The sequence below is a fragment of the Pseudomonas sp. RA_5y_Pfl1_P24 genome, assembly GCF_963970945.1.
Taxonomy (GTDB): Bacteria; Pseudomonadota; Gammaproteobacteria; order Pseudomonadales; family Pseudomonadaceae; genus Aquipseudomonas; species Aquipseudomonas tritici.
Genome location: NZ_CAXAOJ010000007.1, coordinates 87,486 through 103,026 on the forward strand (window position 1 = coordinate 87,486; position 15,541 = coordinate 103,026).

The following is a 15,541-nucleotide window of genomic DNA, read 5'->3' on the forward strand; positions in this document are numbered from 1 at the left end:
GCATTAATCACATTCATAAGGCGTGCCTCTGTTGCCCGGCCCAGGGTGCCAGCATAAAGCTGAAGGCCAGGCCCAGGCTGACCGATAAGCCGAAATTACTCACTGCCGGTGTACTGGATACGGCCAGCAGGCCAAACGACAACCAGGTTGTCAGCGCCGCCAGCAATGTGCCTAGCAGGCTGACCGCCGGACCGCCGATTTGCTCGCGCATCAGGATCGCGTAGTCGACGCTGATCGCCGTGACCAGCAGCAAACCGAACAGGCTGAACAGCGTCAGCGGCTGGCCCAGCCAACCGAGGCTGGCCAGGCTGCACAGGGCCGCCAGCAGCGGCAGGGCGACAATGCGCAAGGCACCGCCAAACCCGAAGGGCAGGATCAGCAAGAGCACGATCAGCACGCACGACATCAATTTCAATTCGGCGGCGCTGATTTGCGTGTCGGCGAACACCCGGTTCAATTCGCCCAGGCGGTCCACCAATTGCACGCCGGGTAAATCCACTGCTTGCACCCGCAGCAGCGCCGGGTTGTTCAAGCCTTGCAGGCTAACCATTGCTGCCACGCCGCCGTCCACCGGGCCCAGCCACAGGGTGCGCCAAGGCTCGGCCAATGGGCCTGCCAGTGCGGCGTCGATATCTTGCGTAGGCAACGCTTGCAGTTGCCTCACCTCAGCTTGCAGGGCGCTGGCCGGTACGCCAAGGTCCAGCAATGGCTGCCAGTGCTGCGGCAGTTTATTCAAGGCGTCGCGCACTTGTTGCTGCTCTGCGGGCAGGCTGACCAGTTGATTGAGCGCCAGATAGCCCTTGAGCTTATCCATGTTTACCAATTGATCCAGGCGCTGCGCGAGTGCGCGCTGGCGCTCCAGCAACTGCTGCTGATCCTGCGCCCGCACCAGGAAAAACTGGCTGGTGGGTTGGAACCCGGTAATCCGCGCGACGGCCTGTGCTTCTTCCAGCAATTGCGGCGGCGCGCCGATCCACTGGCGGATATCGTTTTTGCTGTTCAACTGCCACAGGCCACCGGCGCAAAACAGCACCAGCAGCGCCAGCAAGACCGGGCTCGGCACGCGCTTGAGCAGCGAGGCGCGCAGCCGCCACAGGCCTTCGGCGATACGCAGCGGCCATTGCGCCGGGCGCAGCTCGACGCCCTTGAGCAGCGCCGGCAACAGGCACACGGCGGACAAATAAGCGCCCACCAGCCCAGCGGCGGAGAACACCGCGATCTGTGTCAACGCCGGGAACGGCGTCCACGCCAGCGCCAAGTAACCGATGCAACTGGTCGCCAGGCTCAGGCTCAGGCCGGGCAAGGTCAGGCGCAACGCCGGCCAGCTGCGCCATGGGCGCATGCTCCAGCTTTTCGACAGGTAGTGCAGCGGGTAATCCACCGCCACGCCGATCAGGCTGGAGCCGAGCACTAAGGTCATCACATGCATGTGCCCGAACAGCGCCACACAGGCCACCGCGCCAAACAGTATGCCCACCAGCACCGGCACAAAAGCCAGCAACACGCGCCAGCGTCGGAACGCCAGCAACAGCAGTAACAGGATGCCGACGGTAGCGCCGCCGCCGACCCAGGTGATTTCCCGCGTGGCTTGCTGCTGACCATTGGCCGCATACAGCAAGCCGCTGGCGGCGAGCAGTTGCGCGCCTTGCTGACCTGCCTGCTCGCGGCTGGCCTGGAGCAACTGCGCCACTTGCAGCGGCAGGTTCATGTCAAAGGCATTGCCGGTGGTGCTCGCACGCAGCAGCACCCAACGCTTGCCGTCAGCGTCGGCGACCAACGCGCCGCTGCCGATATCCAATTGCACTGCGCCCTGTTGCGGTTGGCTGTTCTGGATACGCCCGGTCAGCCCCAGCCAGTCATCCTGGCTGGGCACCAGGCTGAACCCGGTAAAGGGGTCGAACAGGGCTTGCACGCGTTGCTGGATAAACGCGTCGGGCTGGTTCATCAGTTGCTCGCGGTCCGTGGTCGAGAGCATCGCCAGGCGACCGCGCAGCAATTGCTCGCGTAGCGCCGGCAAGTCGGCTTGCAGGTTCCACTGCACTTTTTCAAACAACCCGCTGGCTTGCCAGCGCTCGCCCAATTGTTGCGCCACGGCGACCGCTTGTTGGCGGTCGGCATGGCCCACCAGCACCAGTATTTGGCGGTTAAGCGGTTCCTGCATGCGCTGTTCGGCTTGTTGCTCCAGGGCATCCGGCGTGTTGCCCGGCACCAGCTCCATCAGGTTGGCGGACAACGGCGCGCCGTGGCGCCACTGCCAGCCGGCCAGCGTAAGCACCGCCATCAGCAGGATCAGGAAAAGGCGCGGCAGCAGGCGCTCACTGGGCAAAGTCGTGTTGCTCCGCGTCGCTCAACGGCTGTTTGGCAGTGCTGTCCTGCATGCGCAGCACGGTGCTGTCGCCTTGGGTTTCGAGCAATTCGATCTTTTGCACAAGATCGCCACCGTCGATGTTGATCCGGTTGAAGACTTGCTTGAGCAGCAGCGAGCGCGGAATCAGGGTCAATTGCCACTGCTTGGCCTCGCCGTGCAACTGCAAGTCGAAGTCACGCTGCAAGCCGCTGCTGTCGCCCTGGAGCACGGCGAGGAACAAGCGGTTCTGCTCGGCGCCGGCACTCTTGTTTGGCAGCAGTTGCCAGCCATTGGCGTCGCGGCGGGCGATGCCTTGTGCGCTGATGCGGTAGTCCTGTTGCAGCGGGGTTTTCAGCAGCCACAGCAGGCCGTGGTCCTTGGCGAGGACGAAGGTGCCTTTGCTGACCAAGGGTTGGGGCAGGGCACGCAGGTGTTTTTCCTGGGTGAAGCTGCCGTGGATCACTGAGGGTTTTGCAAGCTGATCGCTGAGTTGTTGCAGATCAAAGGCGTGGGCATTAAAGCTCAGCAACAGCGCAACCCCTGTGGGAGCAAGCTTGCTCGCGAAGAGCCTGAGAGCGCCGCGCAGTGTCAGGCGGCCCGCGTTATCGTTAACGTCCATCGCGGGCAAGCCCGCTCCCACAGGGGTCAGCATTTCAAGGCCCTTTCTATGGCGTCTGTGAATACTTTTGGCGAGGCCAATTGCATCTCGCGGGTCGTGATTTCCACGGCCACTTGCACGGTGCTGGCACGGGTCAAACGCTCGCCGCTGGCGAGGTCGGTGATCAGGTAATTGACCTTCAAGCGGTTCTCCCACTCCACCAGGCTGGCGCGCACGTTAATGGTCTGGCCGAACACAGCACCGCGCACGTAGCGCAGTTGCATGTCGATCACCGGCCAGGCGTAGCCGGACTCGAGCATCGCCGTGTAGTTATGGCCGATCTGGTCCAGCAGCGCGCAGCGCGCCACTTCCAGGTACTTCACGTAATGCCCGTGCCACACGACATTCATGGTGTCGACGTCAAAAAACGGCACCAGGATTTCGGTGTCGCAATGCAGTACGCCGGGGCTACGCATGCAGCCTCCAGTGTTGCTCGGCGATGCGTTGCAGGCACAGGCGCAGTTCACCTTCCAGGGCACGGTCTTCGATGACCGGCGGGAAATCTTTGGCGAGTTCTTCGTGCATCGCCGCCAATGCCGGTGGCAGCGCGCGTGCATCCTCAGCCTGGGCCCGCAGCCAAACGCCTTGGTTGGCGGCGAGCAGGGTAGCGGCGGCGACCTGTTCGGTCAGCTCCAGCACGCGGATCGCATCGCGTGCGGCGATGGTGCCCATGCTCACCTTGTCTTGGTTATGGCACTCGGTGGAGCGCGAGAACACGCTGGCCGGCATGGTGTTTTTCAGCGCTTCGGCGGTCCAGGCGCTGGTGCCGATCTGCACGGCCTTGAAGCCATGGTTGATCATCGCGCGGTCAGCCGGGGCGCCGGACAGGTTGCTCGGCAGGCCGTGGTTGTAACGCACGTCCACCAGCAGCGCGAGCTGGCGGTCAAGCAGGTCGGCGACGTTGGCCACCAGGGTCTTGAGGCTGTCCATGGCGAAGGCGATATGCCCGCCGTAGAAGTGCCCGCCGTGCAATACGCGCTCTTCTTCAGCGTCGATGATCGGGTTGTCGTTGGCGCTGTTCAGCTCGACCTCGATGAACGAACGCAGCCAGTTCAGGCTGTCGGCCAGCACCCCGAGCACGTGGGGCGCGCAGCGCAGCGAATAACGGTCTTGCAGGCGATGCAGCGGCGCGGTCGGTGCGTCAATCGCCAGGTCTTTGCGCAGCCAGGCGGCGACTTGCATCTGCCCCGGGTGCGGCTTGGCGGCGAACAGGCGCTCGTCGAAGTGTTCCGGGTTGCCTTGCAGCGCCACCACGTTCAGTGCGGTGATGCGCGTGGCCAGTTGCAGCAGGTAGTCGGCGCGGGCGAAGGCCAGGCAAGCCAGGCCGGTCATCACAGCGGTGCCGTTCATCAGCGCCAGCGCTTCCTTGGGCCGCAGTACCAGCGGTTCCCAGCCCAGCTCGCGGTGCACGTCGGCAGCCTGGCGGCGTTCGCCACGGAACATCACTTCGCGCTCGCCGGACAGGGTCGCGGCCACGTAGGACAGCGGCGTCAGGTCACCGCTGGCGCCCACCGAGCCTTCTTCCGGGATCAGCGGCAGCACGTCGTGTTCAAGGAAGGCATGCAGGCGCTCGAGCAGTTCCACGCGCACACCGGACACGCCGTGGCACAGCGACTGCAAACGCGCGGCCAGCACGGCGCGGGTCGCTTGGGCGTCGAGCAACTTGCCCAGGCCGCAACCGTGAAAGGTGTACAGGTGACGCGGCAGCGCCTCGACGTGCTGCAACGGCACCGCCACCACGCACGAATCGCCGTAGCCGGTGGTCACGCCGTAGATCACGCCTTCCTTGTCCAGCAGCGAGTCGAGGAACTGCGCGCCCTTGGCAATGCGCTGGCGATACGCGGCATCGTTTTGCAATTGGGTGGGCACCTGACGATTGGCCAGGGCCAGCACGTCTTCGATGCGCAAAGCGCGTTCGCCAAAGGTTACTGGCTCAAGATGCGTCGTCATCGGTCTTCCAGAAAGGGTAAAAGTTGAACCATTGTTGGGGCGCTTCCAGGCAAAACTGGCCCAGGCGTGCAGCGTAGCGCGCGGTCCATAAGGCTATGACTTGCTCGCGGGTGTTGCGTTTCCATTCGACCCGTTCGGCGAAAGGTTCAATGCTCAGGCGATAGCGGTTGTTGTGCTTGAGGCACATCAGCAGGTTCACCGGGCACTTGAGCAGGCCGGCCAGCAGCCAGGGGCCTTGGGGGAAGGCGGCGTCATGGCCGAGGAAACCCACGCGCACCGTGCGCCCACCGTGCAGCGGCACGCGGTCGCCGGCAATCGCCAGCCACTCGCCCTCGTCCAGGCGCTGGCTGAGCAGCAGCATGGTGGCCGGGTCCAGCTCGCTGACCTGGATCAGGCGCAAGTGGCTCGCGCCGGCTTCGCCCAGCAGGCGGTTGAATTGTTCGGCGTGCTTGGTGTGCACCAGCACGTTCATGGTGACTTTTTCACCGATCTCCGCGAGGGCGCGGCACACTTCGAGGTTGCCCAGGTGCGCCCCCACCAGCATCTGCCCACGTTCACCGCGCAGGTGCCCGCGCAATTGCGCCGGGTCGTTGATGTCGATCTGCTCCAGGCGCAATTTGCCGTTCCACACGTCGAGCTTATCGAGCATTGAGTCTGCAAACGCCATGAACTGACCGAAGACTTTTCTGTGGGTGGGGCGCAGGTCATCACGCCCGCTCCAGTCGGCCAGGCGCTGCTGGTATTGCCAGGCGCTCTGGCGCGCCGTGCGGCCGAACAGGAAGAAGTACAGGACGATCCCGTACAGCAGCGGGCTCAATACCCGACGGCCGAGTACCTTGGCGGCGAAGGCAGTGAGCTTCATCAGCCAATAGCTGCCGCGTTCATCACGGTCAGCCCAGTGTTTGTTGCGGTCGCTCATGCCTGCCACCGTCGCCACAGGATCATCGGCGCACGGATCAGCATGCCGAAGAACAGTCGGGTGTGCATGGCCGAGATACGGACGTTGTCGCGGAACAAACGAAAGTGCGACAAGCCGTCAGCGGGGTAGTGCACCTGGGTTGGCAGCCAGCGCATCGGCTGGTTGCGCCAGGCCAAGCGCACCAGGATGTCCGAGTCGAAGTCCATGCGCGTACCAATGTAGGCCGAGTCCATCAGCGCCAGCACCGGCGCCAGTGGGTACACGCGAAAGCCGCACATTGAATCGCGAATCTGCAACGACAAGGTGTTGATCCACACCCACACGTGGGTCAGGTAGCGCGCGTACAAACGGCCCTTGGGCACGCTGTCGTCGTATTCGGGGTAGCCGCAGATAATCGCATCGGGGTGCCTGCGCGAGGTGTCGATAAACGTCTCGACTTCGCGCAGGTCGTGCTGGCCGTCGGCGTCCACTTGCAGCGTGTGGCTGAAGCCCAGGCGTGCGGCTTCGCGAAAGCCCGCCATCACCGCGCCGCCTTTGCCCTGGTTGTTGGGCAGGGTGAGCAGGGTGACGTTATCCAGGGTGGCAAGTTGCGCCAGCACTGCCGCGCAGGTCGGGCTGCTGCCGTCGTCCACCAACAGGCAAGGCAGGCCGCTGTTCAACAGGCTGTGGACCACGGCTGGCACGGCGGTTTCGTGGTTGTAGACCGGGATCAGGGCGCACGGGTTATGCATGCGTGGCCTCCAGCAAAATCCGGCCGCTGGAGCAGGCGGCGGCGCCGTTGCGGTAGGCGAAGTACAGCTTGCCGCGCTCCCGGTCGAAGCGCAGGTGCAGTTCAATCGCGTCGCCGGGGCGTACCAGTTGCTGGAACTTGAGCACTTCCATTCCGGCAAAGGTCGGCGGCAAATCGAGCAGTTGCTGGCCTAGGTTGAACGCCCACTCCACCTGCACCACGCCCGGCAGCACCGGCGTGACCGGGAAGTGACCGCTGAAATAAGCCAGGTCCGGCGGGACGCTCAGTTTTGCGGTCCATTCGCCGTTGGCTTCGACTTTCTCCAGCACGTCGGGCGCCTTTGGGCGCGGCGCCAACAGCAGCGACTCGACGTCGGCCTGGGGCAGCTTGCCTTGGCTGTTCAGCGGTAACTGACTCAGCAAACGCCAGCGACGCGGCAGGGCCAGCGCTTCGCAATGCTGGCTCAAGTGTTGGCGCAGGGTTTGGGTGAGCGTGCGCCGGCCCTGATTGCGCAGGGCATGCAGGCCCTCGTCGCTCAGCACAACCAGGGCGCCGAGGGAGGCGCGGTTTTCCTGCACCACGCCCAGGCGGGTTTCGGCGACCCACGGATGGGCCATCAGTGCGTGTTCTAGCATGGGCAGGGAAATACGTTTTTCTTCCAGTTTGACGATGCGATCCAAGCGGCCCAGCAGTTCGAAACGGCCATCGGCGTGAATGCGCGCGGCGTCGGCGGTCTGTTCGATATGCCCTTCAGGCAGATACTTTGAGGCGATGCGCAGCGCGCCGTCTGCATCCTGACTCAGTTGCACGTCGGCAAACGGCTGCCAAGGCTGCGCACCCTGGCGCCAGGCGATGCCGCCGGTTTCCGAGCTGCCGAGGATTTCCGTGGGCCACTGCTGCAAACGGTCGTAAAGGCTGCCGGCAGCGTCCACTGGCAGCGCGCCGCCGGACGAAAACACCCGCGACACCTGGCTCAGTGCCGGCCAGTCGAGGTTATCGCCCATGCGCTTGAGCAGTGCCGGGCTGGCGACCCAGGCAAATTGTCCGTGCTCGCGGCTCGCGCGCTGCATGTCTTCAGGGAAAGCCAACTGCTTGCGCACAAAGGTGCGCCCGGCGCACAGCGGCCAGAGCACTCGGAACAGCAAACCGTAGATATGTTGAGTGGCCACGCTGCCGATGATGCAGGCGTCTTTAAGGTCCGGGCCCCACAGGGTTTCCAGCGCCTCAACTTCGTTAGCCAGCTGGCGCAGCGTCTTGTCGATGCGCTTGGGTTCGCCACTGGAGCCGGAGGTGCACAGGCTCAGTTGGCAGCTGTCCAGATCAAGGGCGGCTGGGCGCAGTGGTGTTTGAAACAGCGCGTCTAGGTCAGCCGCTTCGGTCAGCCAGGCATCAACGGCCTCGTCCCAGCGTTGGCGGGTTTGAGGTTGCAAATCGGCGGGCAGTAGCACGCTGACCCCGGCCCGCCATGCGCCCAGCAGGGCAATTGCCAGCAGGCCGGCATCTTCCAGGTACACGGCCAGGCGCTGGGTACCCCGCGCTTGCAGGCCCGCCGCCAGGCTCAGGGACTGCTCCCACAGCTGTGCATGATTCATCTCAGGCTCGGTGGTGACCAAACGCTGTTGCAGCGGCTCAAGCAGCAAGTGCTCAAGTTTCAACCCATTCATACGCGGCCTCGAACCCTTTGTCGTACCAGCCATTCCACGGCAAACAACAGCCCAATCAGCCCGTAGGCGATCAAGCCGTTGTACAACGTCCACCAACTCAGCGGCGCCCACAAGGTGAGGGTAGTGGCGAGCAGGCCATTACACAGAAAAAACACGCTCCACACCACGGTAACCTGGCGGGTATACACAATGGCGTGGGGCGGCAACACCGGATCGGTCATGCGCGCCAGGCGCTCGACCATCGGTGGGCCGTATTTCAGGCTCAAACCGAACAGTGACAACATGAACGCGTTGACCAGGCTCGGGTACCAGCGCAACAGTTGCGGGTTATCGAACCAAGCCAGCGCTAAACAAAACACGATGATCGCCAACGCCATCCAGCGGCTGCCGGGGCGTCGGGCACCGGTCAGCCCACGCAGCAGCCACAGGCCGCCGAGCAGCAGGCCGAATTGCCAGGGTGCAAAGTGCTCGGTGCCGTAATACACCGCAAATGGGTACAGCAGCCCCGCCAGCAACAGGCCAAGGCCGATCAGCCGGCTCATGCGGCCGGCTGGACCAGGCGGTACACCGCCTCAACCACGTCGTTCACGGTCCGTACCGCCTTGAATTCTTCGGCGGCGATCTTCTTGCCGGTCTGGCGCTTGATATGGTCGATCAAGTCGACGGCGTCGATGCTGTCGATTTCCAGGTCCTGGTACAGGTTGGCGTCAAGGGTGACGCGTTCCGGCGGCAGTTCAAACAGTTCCACCAAGGCATCGCGCAAGGTGTTGAAGATATCGTCACGAGTTTGCATGGTCCGGTCTCAAGCTGCCTGTCTGTCCGTGACATACGCCGCAAGGCTGGCCACGTTGGTGAAGTGATTGCGGGTGTCCTTGGCGTCGGCATCGATCTTGATGCCGTACTTTTTCTGGATTGCCAGGCCCAGTTCCAAGGCGTCTACCGAATCCAGGCCGAGGCCTTCGCCGAACAGGGTTTGCTCGCTACCGATGTCGTCGACGCTGATGTCTTCAAGGCCCAGGGCCTCGATGATCAGCATCTTTATGTCGTGCTCAAGGCAGTGTCTGTCGCTCATCTTCGGCGAGCTCCTTAAAAAAATAGTCGTGCAGGTAATCGTTGAGCTTGCGTGAGGCTTGGGGCGCGGGGCCCAGTGTTGCGAACGCCTGTGGTTCTATATCGGCACCCACCCGCAAACTGAAGTGCACGCGGCATTTTGGGATGCGATACCAGGGTTCGGCCTTGGTCAGCGTCGTGGGGCTGACCTTGATCACCACGGGGGTGATGATTGTCGCACCCCGCAGCGCAATGGCGGCGCCGCCGCGATGAAAGGCAGGCGCCGCGCCGGGTGTGGTGCGGGTGCCCTCGGGGAAAATGATCAGGGTCTGGCCTGCGCGCAGGGCATCGGCGGCGGCATCGAGCATTTCAGCGCTGCCGTCGTTGCTGATGTAGCCCGCGTCGCGCACTGGCCCGCGGGTAAAGGGGTTCTGCCACAGGCTCTGCTTGACCACGCAATTGGCCTGGCGCACCAGGCCGATCAGAAACACCACATCGATCAGCGACGGGTGGTTGGCGATGATCATCTGGCCCGGGCGCCCGAGTTTTTCCGCGCCGTCGACGCTATAGGTCAGCACGCCGGCGCGTTGCATCAAGCGAATAAAGAACCAGAACAGCCAACTGATGGTGTGGCGGGCGCGACGTCGGTGGCTTGCTGCGCTGCCTGGCAGGCAACTGAGCAGGGGAAACACCAGCAACCGCAGGCACAGCCCACCGAAGCCAAACAGCGCGAAACTGGCAGCGGTGGCGAACAGACGCCAATAGTAGGCGTCTCGCGGTTTGTCGTTCAGGGTTTGCGTTGCCAGTTCCATACGCGGTTCTTCCAGGCATGTTGGCAGGCGACCTGTTCGGTGAGCAGGGTGCGCAGCAGGTTCAGGGCGTGGGGCCACTGGGTTTGAGTGAGTTGGACAGTGCGGGTGCTGAGTTCCAACTGCCACTCGTCGCCCGGTGTCAGCAACAGGCCGAGGGCGTAAGGAAAGGGTGCGTCAACGATCCAGCTGGCGTAGGCCTCGGGCGGCAGTTCTTCGGTAATCACCAGCAAAACGGCCGGCGCGCCTTCGTTGAGCAGCGCGGCGGCCTCGAGCATGCCGTGTTCCAGGCCATCGCCCGCGGCCGCGAGGGCGGTCATTTCGCTGGTTTCATTGCGCAGGATCGACCACAGCCCAATCACCGCGTTATGCACCGACAGGCTGAACTGGGTTGGCGACAGTGGCTGGTCATTGGCCAGGTCGCTGAGAATATCGAGGGTGCGCGGGGTCTCGCCATGCCGGGAAACAAACACCAGTGGCAAGTCCTGCAAGCCCTCGGCCAGCGGCCAGCCTACGCTGAACGCCATGCGCGCCAGGCGGCTCAGCCGGCGGCGTTGCATGGCTGGCAGGAACGAGACGTCGGGGCAGGCTTCGCTGACAGGCAGAGACACCGGGGCCTTGCACCAGGCACGCCATTCATCCGCGCCTTCCAGGCCAGGGGCCCAGGCGCGCCATTGGGCGATGTTGAAAGTGATCACTGAGAAAGTATCCCGCCCCTGCGGGCTTCCATGTGCGACTTTTGGCCCCGAATACCGGGACAGGGAGCAATAGCCGAATGGCGCGCATTATCCGGGTGCCGTGGGGTTCTAGCAAATATTGGTAAAAAATTGTTCACGGCTGATAACAATTTGGTTGGGATGATTTACAGATTGTCCTTTACCCCACGCCGATTTGGATTGTCGGGCCCTTCCTGTTCGTTTGTCGGGGATGGATGAACGAGGTAGCGAACATTCGCTTAAGCCCTCTACACTCCTGCATTCATTGATACACGGAGGTTTTTCCATGCGGCGCGTGGTGTTCAATCAAAAAGGCGGCGTTGGCAAGTCCAGCATCGCCTGCAACCTGGCGGCGGTCAGCGCCAGTGAAGGCTATCGAACCCTGTTGGTGGACCTCGATGCACAAGCCAACTCAACCCAATACCTCACCGGGCTGACCGGCGACGACATCCCCATGGGTATCGCGGATTTTTTCAAGCAAACCCTGTCTTCCGGGCCGTTTTCCAAGAAAAACAAAGTCGATATCTACGAAACGCCCTTCGACAACCTGCATGTGATCACCGCCACTGCGGAATTGGCAGACCTGCAGCCCAAGCTTGAAGCCAAGCACAAGATCAACAAGCTGCGAAAGCTGTTGGACGAACTGAGCGAAGACTACGACCGGATTTACCTGGATACGCCGCCGGCGCTGAATTTTTATGCGGTTTCGGCGCTGATTGCTGCCGATCGCGTGCTGATACCGTTTGATTGCGACAGCTTCTCCCGCCAGGCACTGTACGGCCTGCTGGCTGAAATCGAAGAATTGAAGGAAGACCACAACGAAGGCCTGGAAGTGGAAGGTATCGTGGTCAACCAGTTCCAGGCGCGTGCGAGTTTGCCGCAGCAGATGCTCGATGAGTTGATTGCAGAAGGGTTGCCGGTGCTGCCGGTGTACCTGACCAGCTCCGTACGCATGCGCGAGTCGCATCAGGAGAACAAGCCGCTGATCCATCTGGACCCTCGGCACAAGCTGACGCAGCAGTTTGTGGAATTGCATAACCTGCTGGAAAACGCGTGATCTTTTAGGCAACAGTAGAACACTGTGGGAGCCGGGCTTGCCCGCGATGCATGCACCTCGGTGTGTCAATCACACCGCAGTGATGCTATTGCAGGCAAGCCAGCTCCCACATGTGTATCGCATTCCTGCAGCTGGATTTGGATTTGTCCCACAGGGGCTGTAGGACGGGTCTGGCAATAGGGGCTTTGCCTTGTAACGTTGCCTACAGGTAAGCCAGAATCGCCCGGCTTGTGCGTCTGGATGGGCGTCTCTAAGGTTCTCGGACCGCTGAATTCTCAGTGGTCGGGTTTAGTAGCCCAAACAGACGAAAGTATGTGCACCGCTTAAAAAGCATGGCGTTTTATCGCCTTTCTGATGGTGGCTGTGCGCAGGGCACCTTCGGGTGCGCCGGTTTTTGCTTTCGTTCCCGGTCTACTAACCTGCGTACAGCTGCCGCCCTCGTTTAGTAGCGAATAGGTGGTGGCCCTATCAGAGAACGAAAAGCATGTTATTCACCGTCACCCCCAACCTCCCCACCGAAACCCTCGTCCTCAACAGCTACGAAACCTTCTCCTCCGTCCGCACCCTATTACTCAACCTGTCCAACGACCTCAGCGGTGAACACCGCGATGTAGTCCTGGCCATCCACCAATTGAGCGAACTCGGCGTAATGCTCGTCGGCCAAATAATGGACCGCGAAGCGCCGCAGGCCTAAAGCTGGAATGCGGTCAGTGTGGGAGCTGGCTTGCCTGCGATAGCTGCAGTGAATTCAACACTGCCATCGCAGGCAAGCCAGCTGCCACATTCGACCGTGTTTAGACGCCCTGGCTACGCAACCAACTCATCAACTGCGGCAACGGAAACGCCCCGCTCTGACGCGCCACTTCGCGGCCATTCTTGAACAGAATCAAGCTGGGAATCGAACGAATCCCCAACTGCGCCGACAACTGCTGATTGGCCTCACTGTCGAGCTTGGCCAACCGGCACTTGCCCTCCAACTGCCCAGCCGCCTGCTCAAACACCGGCGCGAACGACTTGCACGGCCCGCACCAGTCGGCCCACACATCCACCAGCAAGGGCAGGTCGCCCTTGATCTGGCTGGCGTAGTCGCCTTGCTTCAACTCGAAAGGCTTGCTCAACAACACCGGCTGCTTGCAGCGCCCGCATTTGGGCGCGTCACTCAGGCGTTCGCCGGGGATGCGGTTGAGGCCGTTGCAATGAGGGCAGGGGATTACAAGAGGTTCGGACATGGTGGGCTCCTTCGATGTGGCCAATGGGCTGTATCTGGAGTCGGGCGAGGTGTTTATCAAGGCGGGGAGAGGGAGGACTCATCCACTCACAGCTTTGCCCGTGCTGATGTGGGCAGCTATCTAGGCTGTCAGAGCCTGTTCTGTTTTGAGCCATCGGTCTGTTTGCGATTATCGCAAATTGCGATATTCGGAATTCGGGTTTAACCTTCATAGCAAGATGCGATAAGGATGTTGCATGCGAGTGATCAGCGAGAAAAGGATCTGGGAAGCGAAGGAAAAGTGGCCACGTTCAGCAACAGCGTTAGATCAGTGGTATCGGGTAATGAGGCGAAATTACCCCAAAGATTTCGCGGCGATGAAAGCCATGTTCCCCGCCACGGATAAAGTCGGGGAGTTTCACATTTTCGATATTGGAGGCAACAAGTTGAGGTTGATTGCTGGCGTGGAGTATCGGGCGCAGCGCATCTACATCAAGCATCTGCTTGATCACCGCGACTATGAGAAAGATAAATGGAAGGAAAACAACAGATGAGCGCGCTTATGCGAGTAGCTGCCGAACACTGGCAATTTGTTTCACCAGTGATGCGCAAACCAGAAAACGAGGAAGACTACGACGCTCTGGTATGTGGGTTGGACGAGTTATTGAGCCTGATCGGCGAAAATGAGGACAGTCCGCTGATGAGCTTGGTAGATATCCTCAGCGACTGGATCGAAGCCTACGATCATGAGCATCGCCCAATGCCCGTCGCCAGCGGCGCCGATGTGCTGCGATACATGATGCGCGAGCACAATCTCACTCAGAGCGACCTGCCGGGCGTCGGCGCCCAATCGGTCGTCTCTGAGGTGTTGAGCGGAAAGCGCCAACTCAACATACGGCAAATTCGTTGGCTGGCTGAACGCTTCGGCGTATCAGTAGAAACCTTTATCTGAGGCGTTTACGACGAACAACTAATCTCCAAATGCTTGCCCCAATCCGGGGGGCGCTGTGCGTATTGCTCCATCCCCGCTTGCTCCTCAAACGGCTTGGACAGTACTTCATGCAGCCGCCGCACTTCGCTGTAATCGCCCGACTCGGCCGCGGTGATGGCGTTCTGCGCGAGGTAGTTGCGCAGGATGTACAGCGGGTTCACCGCGTGCATCCGCTTGCGGCGCTGCTCTTCGCTATATTCCCCATCCCGCGCAACGCGGGCCTTGTACAGCTCAGCCCAGGCATCAAACCCGGCGAGGTCGACGAAGTCGTCGCGCAGTCGTGCCACGGCCAGCGCCGCCGACTCATCTCCCAGGCGGCGGAAGAACAGCGTGTAATCAACGCCACTGTTCTGCATCAGTTGCAACAAGCGCTCCACCAGCTTCTGGTCATCGTCTTCAGCGCTGGTCAGCCCCATGCGGCGACGCATCAAATCCAGGTAATTCGCCTGATACAACGGCAGATACAGCCCAAGCGCTTCTTTCAAGGCGTCGACGCTGATAAACGGCGTCAACGCCTGTGCCAATGCACTGAGGTTCCACTGCCCAATCGGCACTTGGTTGCTGAAGGAGTAACGTCCTTCATGGTCGGAGTGGTTGCAGATGAAGTGCGCATCAAAGTCATCGAGAAACGCAAACGGCCCGAAGTCGAAGGTGATGCCCAGGATCGACATGTTGTCGGTATTCATCACGCCATGGCAAAAGCCATAAGCCTGCCACTTGGCGATCAATTCGGCATTGCGCTCGACGATTTCGCGGAACATGGCCAGGTAAGGCTCTGGTTGTTCTCGGCACTCGGGGTAATGCAGGTTCAATACGTGCTCAGCCAAAATCGCCTGCTGTTCGGGTTTTTTGGTGTAATAGAAATACTCGAAATGCCCGAAGCGGATATGGCTCGGCGCCATGCGCAGCACCATCGCGCCGCGTTCCTGCTTCTCACGCCACACCGGGGTGTCGGAGCCGATCACGCACAGTGCGCGACTGCTGGGGATACCCAGCGCATGCAGCGCTTCGGAGGCCAAAAACTCGCGGATCGAAGACCGCAACACGGCGCGCCCATCACCCATGCGTGAGTAAGGCGTCATACCGGCACCCTTGAGGTGCAGGTCCCAGTGCTCGCCGGCCTCGTTATACACCTCACCCAGCAACAACCCACGGCCATCGCCCAATTGCGGGGTGTAGCCACCGAACTGATGCCCGGAATAGACCATCGCCCGTGGCTCCGCTTCGGCCCACAGCGTGTGCCCGCCAAACAGCTCGGCAAACACCGGCGTTTCGGCCACGGCCGGGTCGAGGTCGAGCAATGCCATGGCAGCGTTACTCGCCACTACCAGGCGCGGTGCGTCGAGGGGTTCAGGCAGTACGTGGGTTGAGAACGCGTCGCCCAGGCGTGCGAAGCGGTTGTCGAAGGTCAGTTCGTCGAGGGCTTTCACCGGCCATCTCCAG

Annotated in this window: 18 protein-coding genes; 4 read left to right on the forward strand and 14 right to left on the reverse strand. The window is 61.6% G+C overall.

Annotated features, from left to right (window positions below; genetic code table 11):
* Positions 1–13: 13 nt before the first annotated feature.
* From AACY30_RS13415 to AACY30_RS13470, 12 genes are read right to left on the reverse strand one after another with little or no spacing between them, the layout of a single operon-like run.
* Positions 14–2,326, reverse strand: coding sequence for an MMPL family transporter (locus tag AACY30_RS13415; RefSeq protein WP_339540462.1), 2,313 nt, complete (start codon positions 2,324–2,326; stop codon positions 14–16).
* Positions 2,316–2,999, reverse strand: a complete 684-nt coding sequence (locus AACY30_RS13420) for an outer membrane lipoprotein carrier protein LolA (protein ID WP_339469233.1) — start codon at positions 2,997–2,999, stop codon at positions 2,316–2,318. Before AACY30_RS13420 ends, AACY30_RS13415 begins: the two co-directional genes overlap by 11 nt.
* Entirely contained in the window at positions 2,993–3,421 is a 429-nt protein-coding gene (locus tag AACY30_RS13425; protein WP_339427274.1) for an acyl-CoA thioesterase, read from the reverse strand. The genes AACY30_RS13420 and AACY30_RS13425 overlap by 7 nt, the downstream gene beginning before the upstream one ends.
* The gene (locus AACY30_RS13430) at positions 3,414–4,955 is read right to left on the reverse strand and encodes an HAL/PAL/TAL family ammonia-lyase (protein WP_339469234.1); all 1,542 of its coding nucleotides are present in this window, start codon (positions 4,953–4,955) and stop codon (positions 3,414–3,416) included. The genes AACY30_RS13425 and AACY30_RS13430 overlap by 8 nt, the downstream gene beginning before the upstream one ends.
* Complete coding sequence (locus AACY30_RS13435; RefSeq protein ID WP_339469235.1) at positions 4,939–5,874, reverse strand: LpxL/LpxP family acyltransferase; 936 nt, start codon at positions 5,872–5,874, stop codon at positions 4,939–4,941. Before AACY30_RS13435 ends, AACY30_RS13430 begins: the two co-directional genes overlap by 17 nt.
* Complete coding sequence (locus AACY30_RS13440) at positions 5,871–6,605, reverse strand: glycosyltransferase family 2 protein (RefSeq protein WP_339540463.1); 735 nt, start codon at positions 6,603–6,605, stop codon at positions 5,871–5,873. Before AACY30_RS13440 ends, AACY30_RS13435 begins: the two co-directional genes overlap by 4 nt.
* The gene (locus AACY30_RS13445; protein ID WP_339540464.1) at positions 6,598–8,268 is read right to left on the reverse strand and encodes an AMP-binding protein; all 1,671 of its coding nucleotides are present in this window, start codon (positions 8,266–8,268) and stop codon (positions 6,598–6,600) included. Before AACY30_RS13445 ends, AACY30_RS13440 begins: the two co-directional genes overlap by 8 nt.
* Positions 8,265–8,810, reverse strand: coding sequence for a hypothetical protein (locus AACY30_RS13450; protein WP_339540465.1), 546 nt, complete (start codon positions 8,808–8,810; stop codon positions 8,265–8,267). The genes AACY30_RS13445 and AACY30_RS13450 overlap by 4 nt, the downstream gene beginning before the upstream one ends.
* A complete protein-coding gene (locus tag AACY30_RS13455) occupies positions 8,807–9,061 on the reverse strand; it encodes an acyl carrier protein (RefSeq protein WP_003187949.1) in 255 nt (84 codons plus the stop codon). Before AACY30_RS13455 ends, AACY30_RS13450 begins: the two co-directional genes overlap by 4 nt.
* A gap of 9 nt (positions 9,062–9,070) precedes the next feature.
* The gene (locus AACY30_RS13460) at positions 9,071–9,340 is read right to left on the reverse strand and encodes a phosphopantetheine-binding protein (protein ID WP_339427272.1); all 270 of its coding nucleotides are present in this window, start codon (positions 9,338–9,340) and stop codon (positions 9,071–9,073) included.
* Complete coding sequence (locus tag AACY30_RS13465) at positions 9,318–10,130, reverse strand: lysophospholipid acyltransferase family protein (protein WP_339427271.1); 813 nt, start codon at positions 10,128–10,130, stop codon at positions 9,318–9,320. The genes AACY30_RS13460 and AACY30_RS13465 overlap by 23 nt, the downstream gene beginning before the upstream one ends.
* Positions 10,106–10,825, reverse strand: a complete 720-nt coding sequence (locus tag AACY30_RS13470) for a beta-ketoacyl synthase chain length factor (RefSeq protein WP_339469240.1) — start codon at positions 10,823–10,825, stop codon at positions 10,106–10,108. The genes AACY30_RS13465 and AACY30_RS13470 overlap by 25 nt, the downstream gene beginning before the upstream one ends.
* 304 nt (positions 10,826–11,129) lie before the next feature.
* Between AACY30_RS13470 and AACY30_RS13475 the strand changes: the two genes are divergently transcribed.
* Together AACY30_RS13475 and AACY30_RS13480 are read left to right on the forward strand one after the other, a co-directional pair.
* Positions 11,130–11,900 carry a ParA family protein gene (locus AACY30_RS13475; protein ID WP_049710378.1) on the forward strand — a complete coding sequence of 257 codons (771 nt, stop codon included), beginning with the start codon at positions 11,130–11,132 and terminating at the stop codon, positions 11,898–11,900.
* Positions 11,901–12,384: 484 nt separating this feature from the next.
* Positions 12,385–12,594 (forward strand): DUF6124 family protein, encoded by a 210-nt coding sequence (locus AACY30_RS13480; RefSeq protein WP_339540466.1) that lies wholly within the window; start codon positions 12,385–12,387, stop codon positions 12,592–12,594.
* Between the two features lie 100 nt (positions 12,595–12,694).
* Here AACY30_RS13480 and trxC read toward each other — a convergent pair whose 3' ends face one another.
* Entirely contained in the window at positions 12,695–13,129 is a 435-nt protein-coding gene (gene trxC / locus AACY30_RS13485; RefSeq protein ID WP_049710376.1) for a thioredoxin TrxC, read from the reverse strand.
* 235 nt (positions 13,130–13,364) lie between these two features.
* On the opposite strand from trxC, the gene AACY30_RS13490 reads away from it, so the two are divergent.
* On the forward strand, positions 13,365–13,661 hold the full coding sequence (locus tag AACY30_RS13490; RefSeq protein ID WP_049710375.1) for a type II toxin-antitoxin system HigB family toxin: 297 nt from the start codon (positions 13,365–13,367) through the stop codon (positions 13,659–13,661).
* The gene (locus AACY30_RS13495; protein ID WP_339415827.1) at positions 13,658–14,059 is read left to right on the forward strand and encodes a helix-turn-helix domain-containing protein; all 402 of its coding nucleotides are present in this window, start codon (positions 13,658–13,660) and stop codon (positions 14,057–14,059) included. The genes AACY30_RS13490 and AACY30_RS13495 overlap by 4 nt, the downstream gene beginning before the upstream one ends.
* 5 nt (positions 14,060–14,064) lie before the next feature.
* On the opposite strand, the gene selO is transcribed toward AACY30_RS13495, so the two are convergent.
* Positions 14,065–15,528, reverse strand: coding sequence for a protein adenylyltransferase SelO (selO, locus tag AACY30_RS13500; protein WP_339540467.1), 1,464 nt, complete (start codon positions 15,526–15,528; stop codon positions 14,065–14,067).
* Between the last annotated feature and the right edge of the window lie 13 nt (positions 15,529–15,541).

What these genes read in the sequence shown, in the direction of transcription:
- AACY30_RS13445 (WP_339540464.1), bottom strand. Translation starts at nt 8,268, where the DNA reads ATGAATGGGTTGAAACTTGAGCACTTGCTGCTTGAGCCGCTGCAACAG.
- AACY30_RS13475 (WP_049710378.1), top strand. Translation starts at nt 11,130, where the DNA reads ATGCGGCGCGTGGTGTTCAATCAAAAAGGCGGCGTTGGCAAGTCCAGC.
- AACY30_RS13460 (WP_339427272.1), bottom strand. Translation starts at nt 9,340, where the DNA reads ATGAGCGACAGACACTGCCTTGAGCACGACATAAAGATGCTGATCATC.
- AACY30_RS13450 (WP_339540465.1), bottom strand. Translation starts at nt 8,810, where the DNA reads ATGAGCCGGCTGATCGGCCTTGGCCTGTTGCTGGCGGGGCTGCTGTAC.
- AACY30_RS13490 (WP_049710375.1), top strand. Translation starts at nt 13,365, where the DNA reads ATGCGAGTGATCAGCGAGAAAAGGATCTGGGAAGCGAAGGAAAAGTGG.
- trxC (WP_049710376.1), bottom strand. Translation starts at nt 13,129, where the DNA reads ATGTCCGAACCTCTTGTAATCCCCTGCCCTCATTGCAACGGCCTCAAC.
- AACY30_RS13480 (WP_339540466.1), top strand. Translation starts at nt 12,385, where the DNA reads ATGTTATTCACCGTCACCCCCAACCTCCCCACCGAAACCCTCGTCCTC.
- AACY30_RS13420 (WP_339469233.1), bottom strand. Translation starts at nt 2,999, where the DNA reads ATGCTGACCCCTGTGGGAGCGGGCTTGCCCGCGATGGACGTTAACGAT.
- AACY30_RS13495 (WP_339415827.1), top strand. Translation starts at nt 13,658, where the DNA reads ATGAGCGCGCTTATGCGAGTAGCTGCCGAACACTGGCAATTTGTTTCA.
- AACY30_RS13430 (WP_339469234.1), bottom strand. Translation starts at nt 4,955, where the DNA reads ATGACGACGCATCTTGAGCCAGTAACCTTTGGCGAACGCGCTTTGCGC.
- AACY30_RS13425 (WP_339427274.1), bottom strand. Translation starts at nt 3,421, where the DNA reads ATGCGTAGCCCCGGCGTACTGCATTGCGACACCGAAATCCTGGTGCCG.
- AACY30_RS13455 (WP_003187949.1), bottom strand. Translation starts at nt 9,061, where the DNA reads ATGCAAACTCGTGACGATATCTTCAACACCTTGCGCGATGCCTTGGTG.
- AACY30_RS13440 (WP_339540463.1), bottom strand. Translation starts at nt 6,605, where the DNA reads ATGCATAACCCGTGCGCCCTGATCCCGGTCTACAACCACGAAACCGCC.
- AACY30_RS13435 (WP_339469235.1), bottom strand. Translation starts at nt 5,874, where the DNA reads ATGAGCGACCGCAACAAACACTGGGCTGACCGTGATGAACGCGGCAGC.
- AACY30_RS13465 (WP_339427271.1), bottom strand. Translation starts at nt 10,130, where the DNA reads ATGGAACTGGCAACGCAAACCCTGAACGACAAACCGCGAGACGCCTAC.